Origin of the sequence: Alicyclobacillus acidocaldarius subsp. acidocaldarius Tc-4-1 (genome assembly GCF_000219875.1) — a bacterium.
In the GTDB taxonomy this organism is placed as follows: Bacteria; Bacillota; Bacilli; order Alicyclobacillales; family Alicyclobacillaceae; genus Alicyclobacillus; species Alicyclobacillus acidocaldarius_A.
Genome location: NC_017167.1, coordinates 1,583,006 through 1,599,420 on the forward strand (window position 1 = coordinate 1,583,006; position 16,415 = coordinate 1,599,420).

Consider the following 16,415-nt stretch of genomic DNA (forward strand, 5'->3'; position numbering starts at 1 on the left):
ACCTCTCCCTTTATGAATGAACCGCCAGGTTGAATCCGTTTATCCTCGGCTCCCATGATAATAGTCCAGAAGGCGCTCCTGAACCCATTGCTTATTTTCTGCGTCCGCAAACTCCCGCTTGGTTTCCATGGGTGCATGGAAATCCGCCTGGTCTGAAAAGACAACGCCCTGCAAGTCTCCACCCTTCACCGGATGACTCCTCGTCATCTTCACCACTCCCCCAGGGTCGAATTCGCCGTTGATCTACAACAGATGATATATAACAGCTCTGTTTTGTCTTTATTGTATAAATGACAGCCCGAAAAGTCCAGCGATTTTTCAACTAATTTCGAACTTCATCGTTCTTCAGCGTGTCGTTCACAGGACACACTTCCATTCCCGACTCCAGCAGAAACGGATGAATGCGACGCGGCGCTCCGTGCATCACACGAGGCACGAGCGCGTACAATTCATGTCGGGCTCGCGTCATGGCGACGTACAACAAGCGCCGCTCTTCATCGATATCGATGTCAAAAGTCGAACCAGGAGACACGGCCATATCAAGCAACGCCACGATATCCCATTCCTTACCCTTGCTGTCGTGAAAGGTGCGAAATTCAACTCCTTTCGCGACAATATCCCACTGCGCTCCGAAGGCTCGCCGAAGCGCCATCCACGCGACGGCCAGCTGATGGCGCGTGCGCCCCAGGATCGCCGCAGAGCGCCCTTCACGTATCGCGCGGCGGAGCAGATGCGCCACAAGACGCCATTGCGCGGTTCGGTCGGGGACTTCATACGCCATGCAGACACCTTCTGCCTCGCTCACGCTGCGGAGCGGCTTATCCACTCGAACTTTGACGTGACGAATCAGCTGCGCGGCGTGACCTAAGATTCTTCGGTCGGATCTGAAATTCAAGGTGAGCAAGTATCGACGAGCGTTGGGAAGAACCTCCGCCGCGCGCTGGAGAAACACGGGCGAAGCGCCGCGAAAAGCGTAAATGGACTGATCGTCATCGCCGACGACGAAGGCTAAAGCGCCGTTTCGCTCCACGAGCGACGTGAGGAGAGCCCATTGCAGTTGATTCGTGTCCTGAAACTCATCCACCAAAATGTAGCTCATTCCAAACAGCCGTATCTTCGACGCCGAAGGCGACTGAAACAGATGGAGCGACGCGAGAAGAATATCGTCATGGTCCCAGCGGTTTAGCGCTCGCTTTCTGCGCATATATGACTCAAGAATTTGCTTTTCTTGATGGTCCACCTTGTCAATCTCCATTCCGCCGACCATCCGGCTATACAGGGTGAGATACGATTGGAGTTCGTACGTGCTCACGGCGCGGCGTTCGCCCAAAACGTCCACCACGGCTTCTCGCATGAGAGCGTACTGCTCCCGCTGGCCGAGGAGAGGATACACTTGAAAATCCGCCTCTAAAAGCGCTCGAAAAAAGACGGAATGAAACGTCCCCATGGTACAGGACTCCACGTCTACAGCGTGCAGTCGTTCGTGCCCTCGTAACTTCTGACGCATGTGTTCGGCAGCCTGCCTCGTAAATGTCATGGCGAGAATGCGCTGAGAGGGTATTCGTCCCGTAGCGATGACCTGAGCCAAATGTTCCGTCATCACGGTGGTCTTGCCACTCCCAGGCGCCGCCACCACGACAGACGAGACGTTCTTGGGTTCGATCACGGCCCACTGTTCCTCCGTCCACATCCGATATCCCCCGCTCCCATTCAACACCTCTCAGGCACCTGCGTCGATGATGGCGGGGAGAATGCCAACTCCCTGGGAAAGCCTGCGTGAGAAGACGGGCGGAGTCAGAAGGTGTGATATCATGGAACGGTCAAGGGGGAAACACTGTGGCCATCTACGCGATCGCAGATTTGCACTTGGATACCTCGAACAGCAAACCGATGGATGTGTTCGGACCAGCGTGGCGCGATCACGCCGAAAAGATCGCGCACCACTGGCTCGAGCGCGTTCAAGAGGATGACATCGTGGTCATGCCAGGTGACATTTCTTGGGCGATGAAGCTCGAAGAGGCCGCGCCCGACCTGGCCTGGATCGGACGTCTTCCTGGGCAAAAGGTGCTGATTCGGGGAAACCATGATTTTTGGTGGGGAGGGATTCAGCGGGTTCGCAAGGCGCTACCTCCGCGCATGTATGCCTTGCAGAACGATTGCCTTGTCCTTGACGACGTGTGTTTCGCAGGCACTCGAGGATGGACGCTTCCCCACCACCCTTCCTATCACCCGGAAGTGGACGAACCCATTCTCAAGAGGGAGATTCTGCGCCTCGAGCTGTCGCTAAAGGCAGCGGTCAAAGAGGAAAAGCCGATTCTGTGTCTGATGCACTACCCGCCCATCGACGCTCAACGTCTGGACTCTCCGTTTCATGAACTGCTCGCAGCCTACGGCGTCCGAGCGTGCGTGTACGGACATTTACATGGCCCCGCGCATCGATTCGCGTTGAATGGCGAGATCGACGGGGTTCATTACCAATTGGTGAGCTGCGATTATCTTCATTTTATTCCATGGAAAATTCCGAACGAATGGTTACAGCCGTGAGCTCACCCCTTCGGTACAAGCAGAAACACGGCGTATCCAAGCGCCTGGCCAAAGCGCGCCATCCAAGCGAAATGCTCGGCTAGGGCCCGCCCGACTTCAGGGTCCGAGAGTATGGCCGCATGGGCGTCAGGAACGGGAGCTGAAGGCGGAAGCTCACGCGCAAGACTCCAGATAGACCCCGTTCGCAACACCGCAGGCTGAAATCCAGCGGCAAGGAAACGATCGCGCCAACTCGAGAGCGTGGGCACTTCTCGCGTTCCATACACACGTGCGGCTTCTTCGTGCCATCCCGAGGGAGGACGGATAGGCGCCACCATCTCCACAAAGACGGCAAATCCGCTCGCCTTCAACACCCGACGCACTTCTTGCAACACCACCGGGATGTTCGTGAACACAAGGACCGATTCGCCAACCACGGCATCAAACGACGCAGGTGGCCACGGCAAGTCCTCTGCCGATCCCACGACCGTGTCCAACGCGAGATGAGCCTGTTGAGCACGGTCGCGCACGCGGTCGATCATGTCCTGTCGAACGTCAAGTGCTGTGACGCGCATACCTCGTTCCGCAAGCCGCAGGGCGGTGGCGCCTGTCCCACACCCCACCTCGAGCACAGAGGCTCCCGCCGAAAGGGGTACGCGATTGAGCCACCATTCCGTCAACGCAAGTCCTCCAGCATGAGCCCCCACGACATCCGCTCGGCTCAAGGCATCTAAGTAGTCCACTCCAAGTTCCCCTTAAAAGATCGTACGCGCGCAAGCGCCCGTTGGATTGGGCGGTTGCACCGTTCGAGCACCTGGTATACTTGGGCGAGGAGAGGAGGGGGCGCTCGTGACCCCGATTGTTCGCGTCTTTGAAGCCTGCGTCGAGCAGCCGGGCGACGTGATGTTTCTACCTTCGGCGCTCATGTTCGTGCTCGAAAATGGTCAGTTCCACATCTACAGCGAGGGCTCGATGCACAACTTTTGGCGATCCGCCTGTACTCGCTATGCGTGGCACGAATTAGAGAGCGGGATCGTCGTCGACGGGCATCATGTCCGCCTGATGGATATCACCGCGCAGTTGGAGCAACTTGTCCCGCGGAACGCGTGGACGGCCCGGCGGATAGTCTGGGCATGGTACAATCAGAATCCGCGTCAGCGCTTCTATTTGCGGCGACACGTCCAGGGCGGCTTCTGAATCGAACAAGCCTTCCCGGCCCCAATCTTGGACGTGGGGTCCATCGACATCACGCCTCACCCAGAATCGCCTTGACGCGCTGGCGAAGCACATCCGCTGCGATGGCAAACCCTATTCCTTGAGAACTCTGGGACACGGCCGTGTTCATGCCGATGACCTCGCCCCGCAAGTTGATGAGCGGTCCGCCGCTGTTGCCGCGGTTGATGGCCGCGTCGGTTTGGATGAGGTTGGGATACTCGCGGTCGCCGATCTGGAGCGGGCGATTCTTGGCACTCACGATTCCGACCGTCACGGTGTGATCGAGCCCGAGCGGCGATCCGATGGCCACCACCCACTCGCCGACCTGGACGTCTTTGCTGTGACCAAGCCGCAAAACGGGCGACGGGACCGGGATGTTCGCCCAAAGCACTGCGATGTCGTGCTTCCGATCTCGTCCGACGAGATCGGCCTCGACCAGGTCCTTCCGGCCAAACACCCGAAGCATGATTCGATCCGCTTCCGCGATCACGTGTTCGTTGGTAAGGATGTAGCCCTTGGGGTGGAACATGAATCCTGTTCCGATATTGAGGGCAGCGCGTCCTTCTCGCGGCAAAGGCCGCTCCCAAGGAAAAAAGAGGGCGCGGTCTCGGTAGGGGGTTTGGATGACTTCAATGCCGACGACGCACTTTTTATATCGCTCCACAAGCCGGACGAAATTGGGGAGATGAAGCTGAGCGGCACGCTTACCCGGCGTGGAATGAGTCTTTTTCACCTGTCATCACCCCTTGGCGGGATCAAGGCCGATCCACGATGCGCTGTTCATTGTATTCGCCAAGAGGATGACGCGTGCCGCACGCGGCTAAGCGTCAAGCGTCCGGTACCGCACACCGTAATTGCCCCGCCGCGTGCGGTAGACCTGAACCGACGAGGCGTCCAGCCGCTGGCGCGTGCCGGAATCGCGAAGGTTCATGGCCACGTACATCGCGACCGCCTTCGAATCATACAGCCGCGCTTCGTAAATCCAGGTCATTCGTACCCCTCCCCGCCTAGTTTGCCCCCACCTCCGCCGAACATGAGGCGCTGCGGTGCTCCACAACCACCTCATGCCCCGCCCAGCGCTTCACGTTGAGCACGCCGTCGTCGAACAAGAGATACTGACCTTTGATTCCTCGAATGACCCCGCCCACCGCCTCATCCGAGGCAAGCACGAGGGAGGTGAGCATGACGTTGAAGCCCGGTTGCCGCGGATAGGCGAGACGCTCTGGCCGCACATCGGCAACCAGATAGGGGTGATAGGGTTGAGCGACAGAAGCCTGTACTTCGCGTGCGACCTCGACGAGCGGTCGATCCGGCCCAGCCTCGTCGGCCAACATCTTTCGCCAATGCGTCTTGTCCGCCATCCACTGCGAGATGTGCACTTCCAGATCTCCAGCGGTCTTCCGATCCGGCACCTCCGCAATCACGGCGGCCTCTATGGCTCCCTGATCCATCCAACGTTTGAGATGCCGTCCCTTCCGCGTAATCCCGACCTTGAATCCGCTGCTCCACGCGATGTACACGTAATGCGGCACCATACAGTGTGCCGCCGCGAACGCCTCGTCGCGACACGTCCCGAGGTGAAAATGGCATTGATGCGGCTTGACGATGCACAGATCGCACTCGGCCAGAGTCTGCACACAGGGAAAACAATATCCATTCTGATACAGCTTCTTGACGCTTCTCCCACAGGCCACGCAGCGAAGCGCGCCCGTCGCCCGAAACACCAGCGTATCTCCCACCGCAATCGGGATGGAACACGGCCCGTCCGCGCTCTCCATCCGCAGGCGGTATGAGACGGGCATGCCGAAGCTGGGTTCGAGTTCGCGCAAATCCCCCGTCCACAACATAAAACAGTCCCCCAGACGAAACACTACAACCGCTTCAAGCGAATCATACAAGAAAGAGGGAGCATCGGATGTACATCGCGCTCGCCGTTCTGCCTGGACTGCTGCTCCTCGCACTGATTTACGCCTACGACAGACTCCACCCAGAGCCCAAGCGCGAGATCGCCAAGTTGTTTGGGTTAGGCGCGCTCGTAGTGCTGCCGGCCGGCGTGATCGAACGCGCTCTCTTGGACCACGCGTCGGCCCAAACCACCACGTGGCGGGGACTTTTGGCGACGGCCTTCTTTGTCGCTGGCATGGTGGAGGAGTTTCTCAAGGCTGCCGTATTCGAACGAACCGTCCTCGACCGCGGCCGTCTGCACGCTCCCGTCGACGCGATTGTCTACGCGTGCGCCATTGGACTCGGATTCGCGACTGTGGAAAACGTTTTGTACGTCACCAGTTCGGGGTTCTGGACGGCAGTCGTCCGGGCCCTCACCGCTGTGCCTGCGCACTTCATGTTCGCCATCCTCATGGGATATCAGTTCGCGCGCGCGCGGTTTCTCGGCACATCCCGAGCGTGGGGCTACATTGCACCCGCTATCGCTCACGGCGTCTATGACACGTTTGCACTCGCCGGATCGCTCATTGCGGACTTCGTCCTCGCGGGCGTGCTTTTCCTTCTCTGCGAATACAGCCTTCAGATCCTGCGGCGCGCCCGGCAGCCATGGCGCACTCGATGGACGTGAGTTATCGAAGGTCGTAACCCTGCGCGCCGAACGGGCGCGGGCCACTCGCGACCCCACGAAACACCAGCAGCCATGCGCGCTGGGCGCGGTAAATGCTCATCTCGGTGCACTCGTCCAACATGAGCAGTTGGAACAGGTTCATATTCGTCTGGCAATACGGACTCATATGCTCGTCCTGCAGACGAAGGCCAAGGACGCGATGCCGATCTCGCTCGCGCAACTCGATACCGCCCTCTCCGTGAATCTCACCGATGCTCACCTCTAGGCGTGCAGCGTCTGCGCGATCCGCCACAAGGGTCTCGTACAGTTGGCGGAGAGAACGCGCCTTGCGGCTGCGATCCGTCACGAGCACGTAATGGATCTTGTCCGATTCCACAACATCCCCTCATCTTTGTCAGAACATGCGGTGCGGCGAGACCGCATCGCTGCTGTTACTATACTTCACCCGGGCAAAAAAGAGAATCCGAGCCACTCGCGCCTCCGAGCAAATAGGGAACCCAGTCCTCCGCATGATCGCCCACCCAAGCAATCGGCACATTACGCCTTCTCGCCACTTCGTACAATTCGCGAACTGGCGTCATCTGAAGTTCCGTGCCCACGATGAGCAGCCCCCGCGCTTCCGTCACCCAGTCCAACGCTCGCGCAATGTGACGCACCTCCTCACCTTCCAGGACGAACCCTGGACGAAGCACGTCTCCACACGTCGGACACTTCGGAAGTGCTTCCTTCCACGCCAACGCAGACTGAAAAATGCCGCCGCACGCGTCGCACCGCAATTCCCGAAGATTGCCGTGCAACTCGATGACCCGCTTGCTCCCCGCAGCCCGGTGAAGGCCGTCGATGTTCTGCGTGACGACGGGAACGTCTGCGTGAGCCAGCGCCAAGTGTGCACGGTTCGGCCGCTTCCTCTGCCACTCCCTGGCGATGATTCGGAACGCCTCAAACGCCTCAAGGGGCTGTTCTCGCCATAGGGTCGGCTGAAACAAACGCCGTAGTGGAACCCCCGCGACGACATCGTCCACAGTAGGCAAGCCACTCTCCACGCTGATGCCGGCTCCCGTGATGGCAACCAGGTGAGACTTCGGCCAAGTCCACAGATGTCCATGGACCCCCTTGGCAGGCGGTTTGCCAGAACAGTAGTATAACATTCAACAAATCCTTTCCGAGGTGATGCAGATAACTCGTACATAACAGTAAAGTTTATTCCCATTTTTGCATTTACAATGAAGTCGAGGCCTTGATACATTGTCGGTGAGTTAGACCATGAGGGGTTTCAGGGAGGAGATCGCGATGAAGGATTCATTTGGTGCACGTGTGAGAGCCATTCGTCACAGCCGCGGTTGGTCCCAACAGGAGCTCGCCATGCGAGCGGGCGTGTCCACACCTCACATTTCTTCCATCGAACGCGACAAACGGAGACCCTCTTTGGATTACGCCAAGCGATTGGCCGACGCGTTAGGGGTACCGCTGCACGTGCTGTGCGACCCTGAGATGACGTACGAACCGAAGCGCATGCGGAATTCGGTTTACGAGCTGCCAACGCCGCTCCAACACTTCGTGCTCAACGAGGAATCATTCCCCTATTTGGAAGCCGCCCATCGCATGAGTCAATTGTCCAAAGAAGAAGCATCCTTTCTCTGGCAATTGATCGACGTGCTGGCTCAAAAGAAGAACCTGCTGACCCGGCTGCGTTACTTCGAACACCGTTCCGACTCGGATGAATCGTGAGCCAGTAAAATCTTCACACCATACCGGCCGTTCTGCGTCTGAAACACCGAAAGATAGCGCGCATCGCTTGAGGACGCCACGGCGTCCTCAAGCCGCGCCAGGCGGCAGGAAGCTTGAAACTTGGTGTCATACAGCTTGGAATCGTACACCCACGTCATGAGACGCCTCCTCCTTCGCCGTCCTGATTCGAAAAAGCGAGTGGCAACACCACCGTGAACGTCGTGCCTTCTCCCCAGCCGGCTTTCCACCAAAATCTCTCCGCGGTGTTCAATCACCAACTGGCGGGCGATGGCCAAGCCCAGTCCGGTTCCGGACCGCGACCTTGTGCGAGCTTTATCCGCCTTGTAAAAGCGCTCGAAAATATACGGGATGTCCTCTTCCGGGATGCCGCTGCCTGTATCGGCCACGCGGACGTAGGCATAGTCATGACGAATGTCCAGCTCAAATCGAATGGTACCCTGAGACGTATGCCGAAATGCATTATCGAGCAGGTTCGTGAAGACCTGCTCCAGACGATCCTCGTCGCCATCGACCATGACAGGATGATCCGGGATGGAAACTTCAAACGCCAATTGGTCCTCGTCGCCCGCAAGCGCCTGAAACTTGCGCGCCACGCGCCGCATGACCTGGGTGAGATCGACGCGCGCAAAATGGAGCTTGAATTGTCCGCTTTCCAGCTGGGCGAGGTTGAGGAGATCATTGACAAGGCGCTTCATGCGCATGGTTTCATCGTGAATGATCTCCGTCAACTCGCGGCGCATATCTGGATCATCCGAGATGTCGTCCAGAAGAGCCTCCGTGTATCCCTGCAACATGCTGAGAGGTGTCCTCAGTTCGTGCGAGACATTCGCGATGAAGTCCTTGCGGAGGCGATCCAGCCGCCTCTCCTCCGTGATGTCACGAAGGACACAGAGTGCTCCGCGCAACGTCGTGCCGTCCGCCTCGTACAAAGGGAGCATCGTAATGCCGATGGTGCGGCCGTCCCAGGTGTCTTCGCGGTAGACCGCGTCCTGTTGTTCACGCACACGCACCCATAGGCTCATTAGACGATCCGGGAGTCTCTCCTCATCGACAATCCCGCGCTCTGCCACCGAGAGATGGCGCAGATGGCGCTTTGCGGGGGGATTTGCCAACACAACTCGGCCGTCGAGATCGGTCGCAACCACGCCGTCTTGCAGCGACGAAAGAATTCGCTGCAGTCCCTCACGTTCCATCGAGAGCTGCTCGATGGTCTCTGCCAACTGACGAGCGAGCGCATTGAACGTGTGCCCGAGCCGCCCCACTTCGTCGTTGGTCACCACGCGAACGCGCTGACGGTAGTGGCCGCGCGCCATTTCCTCGGCGGCTCGGGTCATGTCGACCAACGGACGAGACAGATTTTTTGAGATCACAAACGCAAATCCCGTCGCGAGAATCACGCCGAGCACCGTATCAAACAGCACCATGTTGCGAATCTCTCGCAATGGCTCGTCCAAGACGCTTGTGTCCTGCGAGACGGCCACGAGACCTGGTTGCGGCGCTCGGGCATTCGGGATCTGCACGTACACGGTGAGCCGATGCACTTTGCCAAAAGTCCCGCGCAGCGCGACCGGCTGACCGCGCGACAGCGCCTGCCTTTGCGCGGGCGTCATGGCGGCATAGGCTGCTTTCAGCGCCGCATTGGAGGTATACGGAATTCCATACACCACCGTCGCCCGCTCCACACGCCTGGCGATGTCACTCGCGACTTGCTCTTTGATGGAGCGATCCGTTTCCGTGGCGAGAACGGACTCGACGGTCAGCGCGAGCTGGGTAAGACTCGCTTCTTCGCGGGTCACAATGTACTTGTTAAAAACCTGCTGGAGCAAAACCGACAGGAGCGCCTGAATGACAAACACCATGCCGACGATCGTCAGCCACATCTTGGCTACGATACTATTTCGGATCACGAAGCCACCTCGAACTTGTACCCGACGCCCCACACGGTCACAATGTAGCGGCTCACCTCGGGCGAAGCCTGGCCCAGCTTTTCGCGAAGCCGTTTGATATGTGTGTCTACGGTGCGCTGATCTCCGAAGAACTGATAATTCCAAACATCCCTCAGCAGTTCTTCACGGCTAAAGACCTTATCAGGGCGCTGAGCCATGTAGACTAAAAGGTCGAACTCCTTCGGGGTCAGATTGACCTCCTGACCGTTGACCTCGACGCGGCGCGCGTCGATCTGAATCTCCAAGCCGGGAAACGTAAGCGTTTGAATCGCATTTCGGCCATACTCCACTTCACCGGTGCGCTTGAGCATGGCCTTCACGCGCAGCACGAGTTCGCGCGGGCTGAACGGCTTGACGACATAGTCGTCGGCTCCCAGTTCGAAGCCGTGGACGCGATTCGCCTCATCGCCCGCTGCGGTCAGCATCATAATGGGCACGTTGCTGTGCTGACGAATTTGCGCGCACACGTCACGACCGTCCATCCCGGGCAACATCAGGTCTAAAATAATCAATGCGTACGCCTGATTCAAAGCCTTGTTGAGTGCTTCTTTTCCATCAGCCGCCTCATCGACCTCAAACCCGTTTCGCTCGAGGTACATGCGAACCAATCGGCGAATCCGTTCCTCGTCGTCCACAACCAAGATTCGCGTCTGTGCCATGCCTACACCTCCGCCTGTGGCCCCTTCCGTCCCATTATACGGCCAGGAACGTTTGGCAAACAACGCAGCCGACCGAGCGTAAGCCCGGCCGGCTGACGTTTGAAAAACGCTCAGGATGGGAACATGCGAACCACAGACGTTTTGAAGCTCTGCCAGACGCCCTGAACCAGATGGCCTTGCTGCATCATCCGCTGAAAGTGCTCAAACCTCGCGTACACGTCCGGATCCTCGCTGACGTACACCTGGCGGATCGCTGGAAATGCGGATTTCACGTGCTCCGCAATCTGGTCCTTGTTCGTCTGTTTGGAGCCGGCCGCTGGTGGCGTTTGAATGGCGAGATAAGCCACATCGCCCATCACGAAGGCGATGGCCTGCTGTGCATAGCCGGATCGCACGAGATAGGAGGCGATGTCATTGGCCTCACGAAAGGTCGCGGCCGCCTGATCACCCATCGCTTGTCCTACGCGATCCGCTGCTTGCCCTGCTCGTTGGACGGTATTGGCCACAGCGTTGCCCGCCTGTCTCGAGGCCTGCGCGACACGGTTGGCGGCTTGTGACGCGTTGTCCACTCGCCCGCACCCGGTCACCACCAAAACCATCCACAGTGCGGCTGCAATCCGCGCCGACTTGATCATCGTCAACAGCACCCCCTCATCGTGTAGGATGCTGTCTCGAGCTCTGTCCATGCACACCGACGCTCAGTCGCGGCGGACGTTGCGGTCTCGAGAAAGCGACCGCGCAGGACCCTTGCCACCGGATTCGCGCCGGATCGTCGGCCGTCGGTACGGAGGCGGTGTCATGCCCGCCGTCTGGTACAACGCGACCCACTCATCCTGGCTCAGGGCACGCCATTGGCCCGTCTTCAGGTGACCGAGTGAGATAGGTCCGAATGCAATCCTCTTCAATCGCAGCACAGGCAGCCCGAGCCGCTCGAACATCCTCCGCACCTGCCGATTTCGGCCTTCGTGAATAGCGAGATGGACGACGGCGACGCCGTCCTCGCCATCCGCCTGCCGAAGGACCTCGACCCTCGCGGGGGCGGTCACACCATCCTCTAGCTCCACGCCCTCCATCAGGGCCCGCCGAGTTTCTCGATCCACGATCCCCCGCACCGAAACGCGGTACACTTTTTCGATCTCACGCGAAGGGTGAAGCAGCCTCTGCGTCAGTTCGCCGTCATTCGTGAATAGCAAAAGCCCGCTCGTGTCATAGTCGAGCCGGCCGACCGGGTACACGCGTTCTCGGATCGGAGGCAAAAGTTCCATCACCGTGCGCCGTCCCAACGGATCGGATACCGTGGACAGATAGGCGACGGGCTTGTTCAACACAAGCACCACTGGCTGCTCGAGCTCAATGGGCACGCCATCCACCGCGATGCGCTGACGTGACGGATCGACCTTTGCGCCCAACTGGGTCACAACCTCGCCGTCCACGCTGACCCGCCCGGCGAGGATGAGCTCCTCACACTTCCTGCGCGACGCGACGCCAGCATGTGCCAACACCTTCTGCAATCGTTCCATCCTAATCCGAACTCCCATCCTCCTGCGCAACGAGCCAGGTTCGCTAGACCTGTATCATACCAGACACGAGCCAAACTGCGAAAACCGACGCGAGCACGCTGACGAAGTCGCTCATAAGCCCTACGGCGAGCGCGTAGCGAAACCGATAGATGCCCACACTTCCGAAATATACCGTCAAAATGTACAGCGTGGTGTCGGATGAGGCTTGCATGGTCGAGGCCAACAACCCCAAATGGGAATCGGGCCCGTGTTTCCGAAAAATGTCGATCATGAAGGCCAGACTGCCCTGGCCCGTGATGGGCCGCAGAATGCCCATCGGCGCCACTTCAGCAGGAACGTGCAGCCAGGTGAGGACCGGATCGAGCAGCTGAACGAGCCCGTCCATGGCGCCGGATGCGCGAAAGACACTGACCGCCACCATCATCGCAACGAGATGCGGGATGAGCCGAATGGCTGTCGAAAAACCGCCTTTGGCGCCTTGCACGAAAGTCTGGTAAATGGGCACCCGCCGCCAGGCTCCGATCACCAGGATCAGGCTCACGACAAGTGGGAGCGTCCATTCGCTGATGACGGCCAGTGCCTCGCTCATCGCACCTGCCTCCGATGGGAAAGCGCTCGAAAGAGACGATCGAGGACCAGTGCCGCACACGTACCAATGAGCGAGGCGACCAAGGTGGTAAGGACCACGGCCGAGGGATGAGCAGAATGGTACTGCATGCGGATGGCAATGACGGTCGTGGGAATCAACGTGATGCTAGCCGTGTTCACGGCCAGAAGCGTGCACATGGCGTCCGAAGCCCTGTCCGGATGGGGATTCAACTTCTGCAGTTCCTCCATCGCCTTAAGGCCTAGAGGCGTCGCGGCATTCCCAATGCCCAGAAGGTTGGCGCTCATGTTGGCCAAGATGGCGCCCATCGCGGGATGATCGGCGGGGACGGAAGGAAACAGGCGGCGAGCGACGGGCTTTAACTTTCGAGCCAGCCAAGCCACGGCACCGGCGCGCTCTGCGATGTGCATAAGCCCCATCCACAGACTGATGGCGCCGATAAGACCGATGCACAACTCCACGCCGCTTTCCGCGCCTTTCAGGATGGCGCTGGACACCATCGGCATGCGGCCGGTGACCATCGCAGTAGCGACGCCGGAGAGGAACAACGCGAGCCAAATGAAGTCGATCACGGCACGGCACCTCCCGCGGGGCGAACTTGTCCCGTACAAGGAGTATGCCGGAGGATCGGACCGTATGACGGGCTTTACATGACCGGAGGATCCGACGTCTTTTGCTTGGAAAATAGGCTCTGGATTCGCTCCAACATGGCGGGCGCGAGGTCAATCAGTCGGTCGTACAGCTGATTCTGGTGATCCGCCGACAGGAGCCGAACATTGTTGCCGTGCACAATGAGAAAGCCAATCGGCGTGATGGAAACGCCGCCCCCCGATCCGCCTCCGAACGGGAGATCGCCTTGTCCCTGACCGTGCGCGTCCCCTCCCTCAATCTGACTTCCGCCGGCTGCAAACCCAAAGCCCACTTTCGACACTGGCAAGATGACCGTTCCGTCCGGCGTCTCGACCGGATCGCCGATGATGGTGTTCACGTCCACCATCTCGCGAAGATTCGACATCGCGGTCTGCATGAGACTCTGAATGGGATGATCCACGTTACGACGCCCTCCTCTTCCAAGCCGTCAACATGCAAAGTCCTGCAGCTATAACGTACCCTGTGCGAATGCGCACTATGCTCCTCGCGTAGATGGTCAACAAGACATCTTGGAACGCGGGAGCAATGGAGACGGTTGGAACGCGGTGCATCCTCACTCGACTGCCAATCCAACCCAAAATTGTGTAGATGGCGGCGTAACACACGCCCACGAGCACGCCTGTCTGAACGGACTCCCCGGCGCCCATTCGAGCTTCCAGCTGCAATTCTTCGACGTGGACATGCGGCGCCATGCGATCGAGCGCGCGAAGCGCACGGTGCGCGAAGGATCGCCAAGCGTTCAGCGAGAGCGAGGGGCGGCTGGGCTCGGGCAGACGGTCCGCCGTCGGACCGCGCCCTCTCTTTGGCTGCACCCTGCCCTCCCCACTCGCCCACCTCCACCGCACCCGGACCAATCCATACATCGCTCGAACGTGGGCGCGGATTTCGTCCGATCCCGCACGCCTGTATTCCACCTCCACGCGGATGGGGGCCGCCATGAAAAGGACGCACAGCGCCACACACAGCCCGCATGCGATGCCAATCCAACCGAATCCCATGGATGCAGGCACCTCACTCGCATTCACGAGCTAGGGTGCACCCAGAACCTGGTCGATATGCAATCTCTCAGTCCCGCGCGAGATCTGCCGACATCGCGAACAAATCGGGCCGCCCCTCCTTTCCCGCAAAATCGGGCAGCGGCGGAAGTTCGTCCAAGGATCTCAATCCAAACTGGCGGAGAAACTCCATCGTGGTCCCGTATAAAATCGGCCGACCCGGTCCGTCCTGCCGCCCCACTTCTTGGACAAGCCCCCGGTGGATAAGAGTGGCGAGTGCGCGATCCGACTGTACGCCCCGAATCTCCTCGATTTCGGCACGCGTGATGGGCTGCTTATACGAGATGATAGCCAGAACTTCCAACGCGGCCTGTGACAGACTGGAACGGGCAGGTTGATCCGCCATCCGGCGAAAATACGGTGCAAACTCAGGGCGCGTCACGAGTTGCCACGTGTCTCCTGTGTGGAGCAGCGTCAGCCCTGAACCACGTTCCTCCAAGTGCGCGGCGAGCAGGTGGCAGAGATCGCGCGCCTGGCCCTCCGACACGTCCAACACCTGCGCAATCTCGCGGGTCGACATCCCCTCCGAACCGGCGGCGAACAACACCGCTTCAAGCGCAGCGACCAATTCCATGATCAATCCCCCGTCCAGACAAGTTCAATGGGACCGAACGGCTCCGCTTGTCGGCACGTCAGGCGGCCATCCTTGAGCAACTCCAGGATGGCGAGAAACGCGGCCACCAGAGCCTCCCGCGTGAACCTCCCGCCGAGGAGCCAGGTGAATTCTGCGGACCGATATCGTCGCATGCGTTCGGCGATCTCGTCCATCCACTCCTCGACCTTTTCGACCTTTCCGCGGATTTCTGCAACGCGCTCCGACGGCGGCAACCGCAGGTACAGCTTGCGAAACGCGTCGACGAGGTCCCACAGCGTCACGTCGAGCCTCTCTGCCTGGGTATCGGGCCGGTATGGGCGCAGATCCATCGGCTCGCGGCCGTACACCTGGGCGTTCCGCGCGGCGAGATCGGCCAGCTGAGCGGCGGCCCACTTGCACCGCTCGTACTCGAGCAATTGTTGCACGAGCGGGAGCCGCGGATCTTCTTCTTCGTCAGGCGCGGCTGATCTCCGCGGAAGCAACATGCGCGACTTAATCGACAGGAGCGTCGCCGCCATCACTAGAAATTCACTCGCGATGTCGAGCGACCACCGCTCGAGGTCATCCAAGTATTGAAGGTACTGTTCGGTAATCGCGGCAATGGGAATGTCATAAATGTCGATCTCATTCTTGCGGATGAGATGCAAGAGCAGATCGAGTGGGCCTTCGAACTGCGCGAGTCGGATTTCGTAGGACACCTTGCGCCTCCTCTCACACGCCGTAGCAGTACGACATCACGGCGTAGACGAGATCGGAAAACGCGCGGTTTGCGGGTGGAAGAAGGAAGATGAGCAACAGGAACCAGGGGCCGTAAGCATCCAGCCACGCGAGCGAAAGGCGCCAGCGCACGGGCAACAGTGCATACAGGGCGCGCCATCCGTCGAGCGGTGGAATGGGCAGGATATTCAACAACACCAGGGCGACGTTTACCTCGAAAGCCAAACCCAACAGTTGCTGCAAGGCGTCCGAGACCGACACCACCGGAAGGCTTTGCACGGCGAAGCTCAACGCGGCCAGGACGACATTGGCCAGGGGACCGGCCAATGCGACCCACGCCATCCCGGCGCGAGGATGGCGAAATGCACCCGGGTGGATCTCGACGGGGCGCGCCCAGCCGATGGGTGCCACCAGCATGGCGATAAGGCCCGTCAAATCGAGGTGCGCTGCGGGATTGAGTGTCAACCGCCCTTGACGCCTGGGCGTCGAATCCCCGAGCCAGGTCGCCATCGCCGCATGCGCAAACTCGTGCAGCACCAGACTCGCAAGCACGAGAGCGAAGCGCAAGATCCAGACGGGATTGAGCCATGAAGCGAACAATCCGAT

General features: G+C 59.5%; 23 protein-coding genes and 1 pseudogene. 4 read left to right on the plus strand and 20 right to left on the minus strand.

Features of this window, described 5'->3' with window-relative positions; genetic code table 11:
• Positions 1 to 39: 39 nt before the first annotated feature.
• Both TC41_RS16410 and TC41_RS07465 read right to left on the minus strand, forming a co-directional pair.
• Positions 40 to 213: a hypothetical protein gene (locus TC41_RS16410; protein WP_158306721.1), complete on the minus strand. Its 174-nt coding sequence runs from the start codon at positions 211 to 213 to the stop codon at positions 40 to 42.
• 109 nt (positions 214 to 322) lie between these two features.
• Complete coding sequence (locus TC41_RS07465; protein ID WP_014464411.1) at positions 323 to 1,690, minus strand: UvrD-helicase domain-containing protein; 1,368 nt, start codon at positions 1,688 to 1,690, stop codon at positions 323 to 325.
• A gap of 146 nt (positions 1,691 to 1,836) precedes the next feature.
• Here TC41_RS07465 and TC41_RS07470 point away from each other — a divergent pair, with 146 nt between their 5' ends.
• Entirely contained in the window at positions 1,837 to 2,544 is a 708-nt protein-coding gene (locus tag TC41_RS07470; protein ID WP_014464412.1) for a metallophosphoesterase, read from the plus strand.
• Positions 2,545 to 2,546: 2 nt separating this feature from the next.
• On the opposite strand, the gene TC41_RS07475 is transcribed toward TC41_RS07470, so the two are convergent.
• On the minus strand, positions 2,547 to 3,266 hold the full coding sequence (locus TC41_RS07475; protein ID WP_041695178.1) for a class I SAM-dependent methyltransferase: 720 nt from the start codon (positions 3,264 to 3,266) through the stop codon (positions 2,547 to 2,549).
• A 106-nt stretch (positions 3,267 to 3,372) separates the two neighbouring features.
• Here TC41_RS07475 and TC41_RS07480 point away from each other — a divergent pair, with 106 nt between their 5' ends.
• Positions 3,373 to 3,720, plus strand: coding sequence for a hypothetical protein (locus tag TC41_RS07480; RefSeq protein WP_014464414.1), 348 nt, complete (start codon positions 3,373 to 3,375; stop codon positions 3,718 to 3,720).
• A gap of 49 nt (positions 3,721 to 3,769) precedes the next feature.
• On the opposite strand, the gene TC41_RS07485 is transcribed toward TC41_RS07480, so the two are convergent.
• From TC41_RS07485 to TC41_RS07490, 3 genes are all read right to left on the minus strand, one after another.
• Positions 3,770 to 4,471 carry a S1C family serine protease gene (locus TC41_RS07485; protein ID WP_014464415.1) on the minus strand — a complete coding sequence of 234 codons (702 nt, stop codon included), beginning with the start codon at positions 4,469 to 4,471 and terminating at the stop codon, positions 3,770 to 3,772.
• 87 nt (positions 4,472 to 4,558) lie between these two features.
• The gene (locus tag TC41_RS16555; protein ID WP_014464416.1) at positions 4,559 to 4,729 is read right to left on the minus strand and encodes a hypothetical protein; all 171 of its coding nucleotides are present in this window, start codon (positions 4,727 to 4,729) and stop codon (positions 4,559 to 4,561) included.
• A 16-nt stretch (positions 4,730 to 4,745) separates the two neighbouring features.
• Positions 4,746 to 5,585 carry a DUF2797 domain-containing protein gene (locus TC41_RS07490; protein ID WP_049784345.1) on the minus strand — a complete coding sequence of 280 codons (840 nt, stop codon included), beginning with the start codon at positions 5,583 to 5,585 and terminating at the stop codon, positions 4,746 to 4,748.
• Positions 5,586 to 5,653: 68 nt separating this feature from the next.
• Between TC41_RS07490 and TC41_RS07495 the strand changes: the two genes are divergently transcribed.
• Positions 5,654 to 6,310, plus strand: a complete 657-nt coding sequence (locus TC41_RS07495; RefSeq protein ID WP_014464418.1) for a PrsW family intramembrane metalloprotease — start codon at positions 5,654 to 5,656, stop codon at positions 6,308 to 6,310.
• A gap of 1 nt (position 6,311) precedes the next feature.
• Here the strand turns inward: TC41_RS07495 and TC41_RS07500 are convergent, their stop codons facing one another.
• On the minus strand, positions 6,312 to 6,686 hold the full coding sequence (locus TC41_RS07500; protein WP_014464419.1) for a hypothetical protein: 375 nt from the start codon (positions 6,684 to 6,686) through the stop codon (positions 6,312 to 6,314).
• Positions 6,687 to 6,744: 58 nt separating this feature from the next.
• Positions 6,745 to 7,458, minus strand: a complete 714-nt coding sequence (locus tag TC41_RS07505) for an SIR2 family NAD-dependent protein deacylase (protein ID WP_041695179.1) — start codon at positions 7,456 to 7,458, stop codon at positions 6,745 to 6,747.
• A gap of 142 nt (positions 7,459 to 7,600) precedes the next feature.
• Between TC41_RS07505 and TC41_RS07510 the strand changes: the two genes are divergently transcribed.
• Entirely contained in the window at positions 7,601 to 8,038 is a 438-nt protein-coding gene (locus TC41_RS07510) for a helix-turn-helix domain-containing protein (protein WP_014464421.1), read from the plus strand.
• Here the strand turns inward: TC41_RS07510 and TC41_RS17385 are convergent.
• The 12 genes and pseudogenes from TC41_RS17385 to TC41_RS07570 all read right to left on the minus strand — a co-directional run bounded on the left by TC41_RS17385 (position 8,002) and on the right by TC41_RS07570 (position 16,409).
• Positions 8,002 to 8,196: a hypothetical protein gene (locus TC41_RS17385; protein WP_041695180.1), complete on the minus strand. Its 195-nt coding sequence runs from the start codon at positions 8,194 to 8,196 to the stop codon at positions 8,002 to 8,004. The genes TC41_RS07510 and TC41_RS17385 overlap by 37 nt on opposite strands.
• Positions 8,193 to 9,966: pseudogene (locus TC41_RS07520) on the minus strand (ATP-binding protein). Before TC41_RS07520 ends, TC41_RS17385 begins: the two are co-directional and overlap by 4 nt.
• Positions 9,963 to 10,664 carry a response regulator transcription factor gene (locus tag TC41_RS07525; protein WP_014464423.1) on the minus strand — a complete coding sequence of 234 codons (702 nt, stop codon included), beginning with the start codon at positions 10,662 to 10,664 and terminating at the stop codon, positions 9,963 to 9,965. The pseudogene TC41_RS07520 and the gene TC41_RS07525 overlap by 4 nt, the downstream one beginning before the upstream one ends.
• A 110-nt stretch (positions 10,665 to 10,774) precedes the next feature.
• Positions 10,775 to 11,299 carry a YhcN/YlaJ family sporulation lipoprotein gene (locus TC41_RS07530; RefSeq protein ID WP_041695756.1) on the minus strand — a complete coding sequence of 175 codons (525 nt, stop codon included), beginning with the start codon at positions 11,297 to 11,299 and terminating at the stop codon, positions 10,775 to 10,777.
• 63 nt (positions 11,300 to 11,362) lie between these two features.
• Positions 11,363 to 12,184, minus strand: a complete 822-nt coding sequence (locus tag TC41_RS07535) for a pseudouridine synthase (protein ID WP_014464425.1) — start codon at positions 12,182 to 12,184, stop codon at positions 11,363 to 11,365.
• A gap of 43 nt (positions 12,185 to 12,227) precedes the next feature.
• Entirely contained in the window at positions 12,228 to 12,773 is a 546-nt protein-coding gene (locus TC41_RS07540; RefSeq protein WP_014464426.1) for a spore maturation protein, read from the minus strand.
• Positions 12,770 to 13,363, minus strand: a complete 594-nt coding sequence (locus TC41_RS07545; protein WP_014464427.1) for a nucleoside recognition domain-containing protein — start codon at positions 13,361 to 13,363, stop codon at positions 12,770 to 12,772. The genes TC41_RS07540 and TC41_RS07545 overlap by 4 nt, the downstream gene beginning before the upstream one ends.
• A gap of 74 nt (positions 13,364 to 13,437) precedes the next feature.
• Complete coding sequence (ytfJ, locus tag TC41_RS07550) at positions 13,438 to 13,842, minus strand: GerW family sporulation protein (protein WP_014464428.1); 405 nt, start codon at positions 13,840 to 13,842, stop codon at positions 13,438 to 13,440.
• A 1-nt stretch (position 13,843) separates the two neighbouring features.
• Entirely contained in the window at positions 13,844 to 14,452 is a 609-nt protein-coding gene (locus TC41_RS07555) for a DUF2953 domain-containing protein (RefSeq protein ID WP_237699853.1), read from the minus strand.
• A 55-nt stretch (positions 14,453 to 14,507) separates the two neighbouring features.
• Entirely contained in the window at positions 14,508 to 15,071 is a 564-nt protein-coding gene (gene scpB, locus TC41_RS07560; protein ID WP_014464430.1) for an SMC-Scp complex subunit ScpB, read from the minus strand.
• A 2-nt stretch (positions 15,072 to 15,073) separates the two neighbouring features.
• Positions 15,074 to 15,790 (minus strand): segregation and condensation protein A, encoded by a 717-nt coding sequence (locus TC41_RS07565; RefSeq protein WP_014464431.1) that lies wholly within the window; start codon positions 15,788 to 15,790, stop codon positions 15,074 to 15,076.
• Between the two features lie 13 nt (positions 15,791 to 15,803).
• Complete coding sequence (locus TC41_RS07570; RefSeq protein ID WP_041695182.1) at positions 15,804 to 16,409, minus strand: site-2 protease family protein; 606 nt, start codon at positions 16,407 to 16,409, stop codon at positions 15,804 to 15,806.
• Positions 16,410 to 16,415 lie beyond the last annotated feature (6 nt).

Bases quoted from the DNA above. Each gene is read 5' to 3' on its own strand.
- TC41_RS07465 (WP_014464411.1), bottom strand. From the start codon at position 1,690: ATGTGGACGGAGGAACAGTGGGCCGTGATCGAACCCAAGAACGTCTCG.
- TC41_RS16555 (WP_014464416.1), bottom strand. From the start codon at position 4,729: ATGACCTGGATTTACGAAGCGCGGCTGTATGATTCGAAGGCGGTCGCG.
- TC41_RS07490 (WP_049784345.1), bottom strand. From the start codon at position 5,585: ATGTTGTGGACGGGGGATTTGCGCGAACTCGAACCCAGCTTCGGCATG.
- TC41_RS07495 (WP_014464418.1), top strand. From the start codon at position 5,654: ATGTACATCGCGCTCGCCGTTCTGCCTGGACTGCTGCTCCTCGCACTG.
- TC41_RS07505 (WP_041695179.1), bottom strand. From the start codon at position 7,458: ATGTTATACTACTGTTCTGGCAAACCGCCTGCCAAGGGGGTCCATGGA.
- TC41_RS07510 (WP_014464421.1), top strand. From the start codon at position 7,601: ATGAAGGATTCATTTGGTGCACGTGTGAGAGCCATTCGTCACAGCCGC.
- TC41_RS17385 (WP_041695180.1), bottom strand. From the start codon at position 8,196: ATGACGTGGGTGTACGATTCCAAGCTGTATGACACCAAGTTTCAAGCT.
- TC41_RS07525 (WP_014464423.1), bottom strand. From the start codon at position 10,664: ATGGCACAGACGCGAATCTTGGTTGTGGACGACGAGGAACGGATTCGC.
- TC41_RS07530 (WP_041695756.1), bottom strand. From the start codon at position 11,299: ATGATCAAGTCGGCGCGGATTGCAGCCGCACTGTGGATGGTTTTGGTG.
- TC41_RS07535 (WP_014464425.1), bottom strand. From the start codon at position 12,184: ATGGAACGATTGCAGAAGGTGTTGGCACATGCTGGCGTCGCGTCGCGC.
- TC41_RS07540 (WP_014464426.1), bottom strand. From the start codon at position 12,773: ATGAGCGAGGCACTGGCCGTCATCAGCGAATGGACGCTCCCACTTGTC.
- scpB (WP_014464430.1), bottom strand. From the start codon at position 15,071: ATGGAATTGGTCGCTGCGCTTGAAGCGGTGTTGTTCGCCGCCGGTTCG.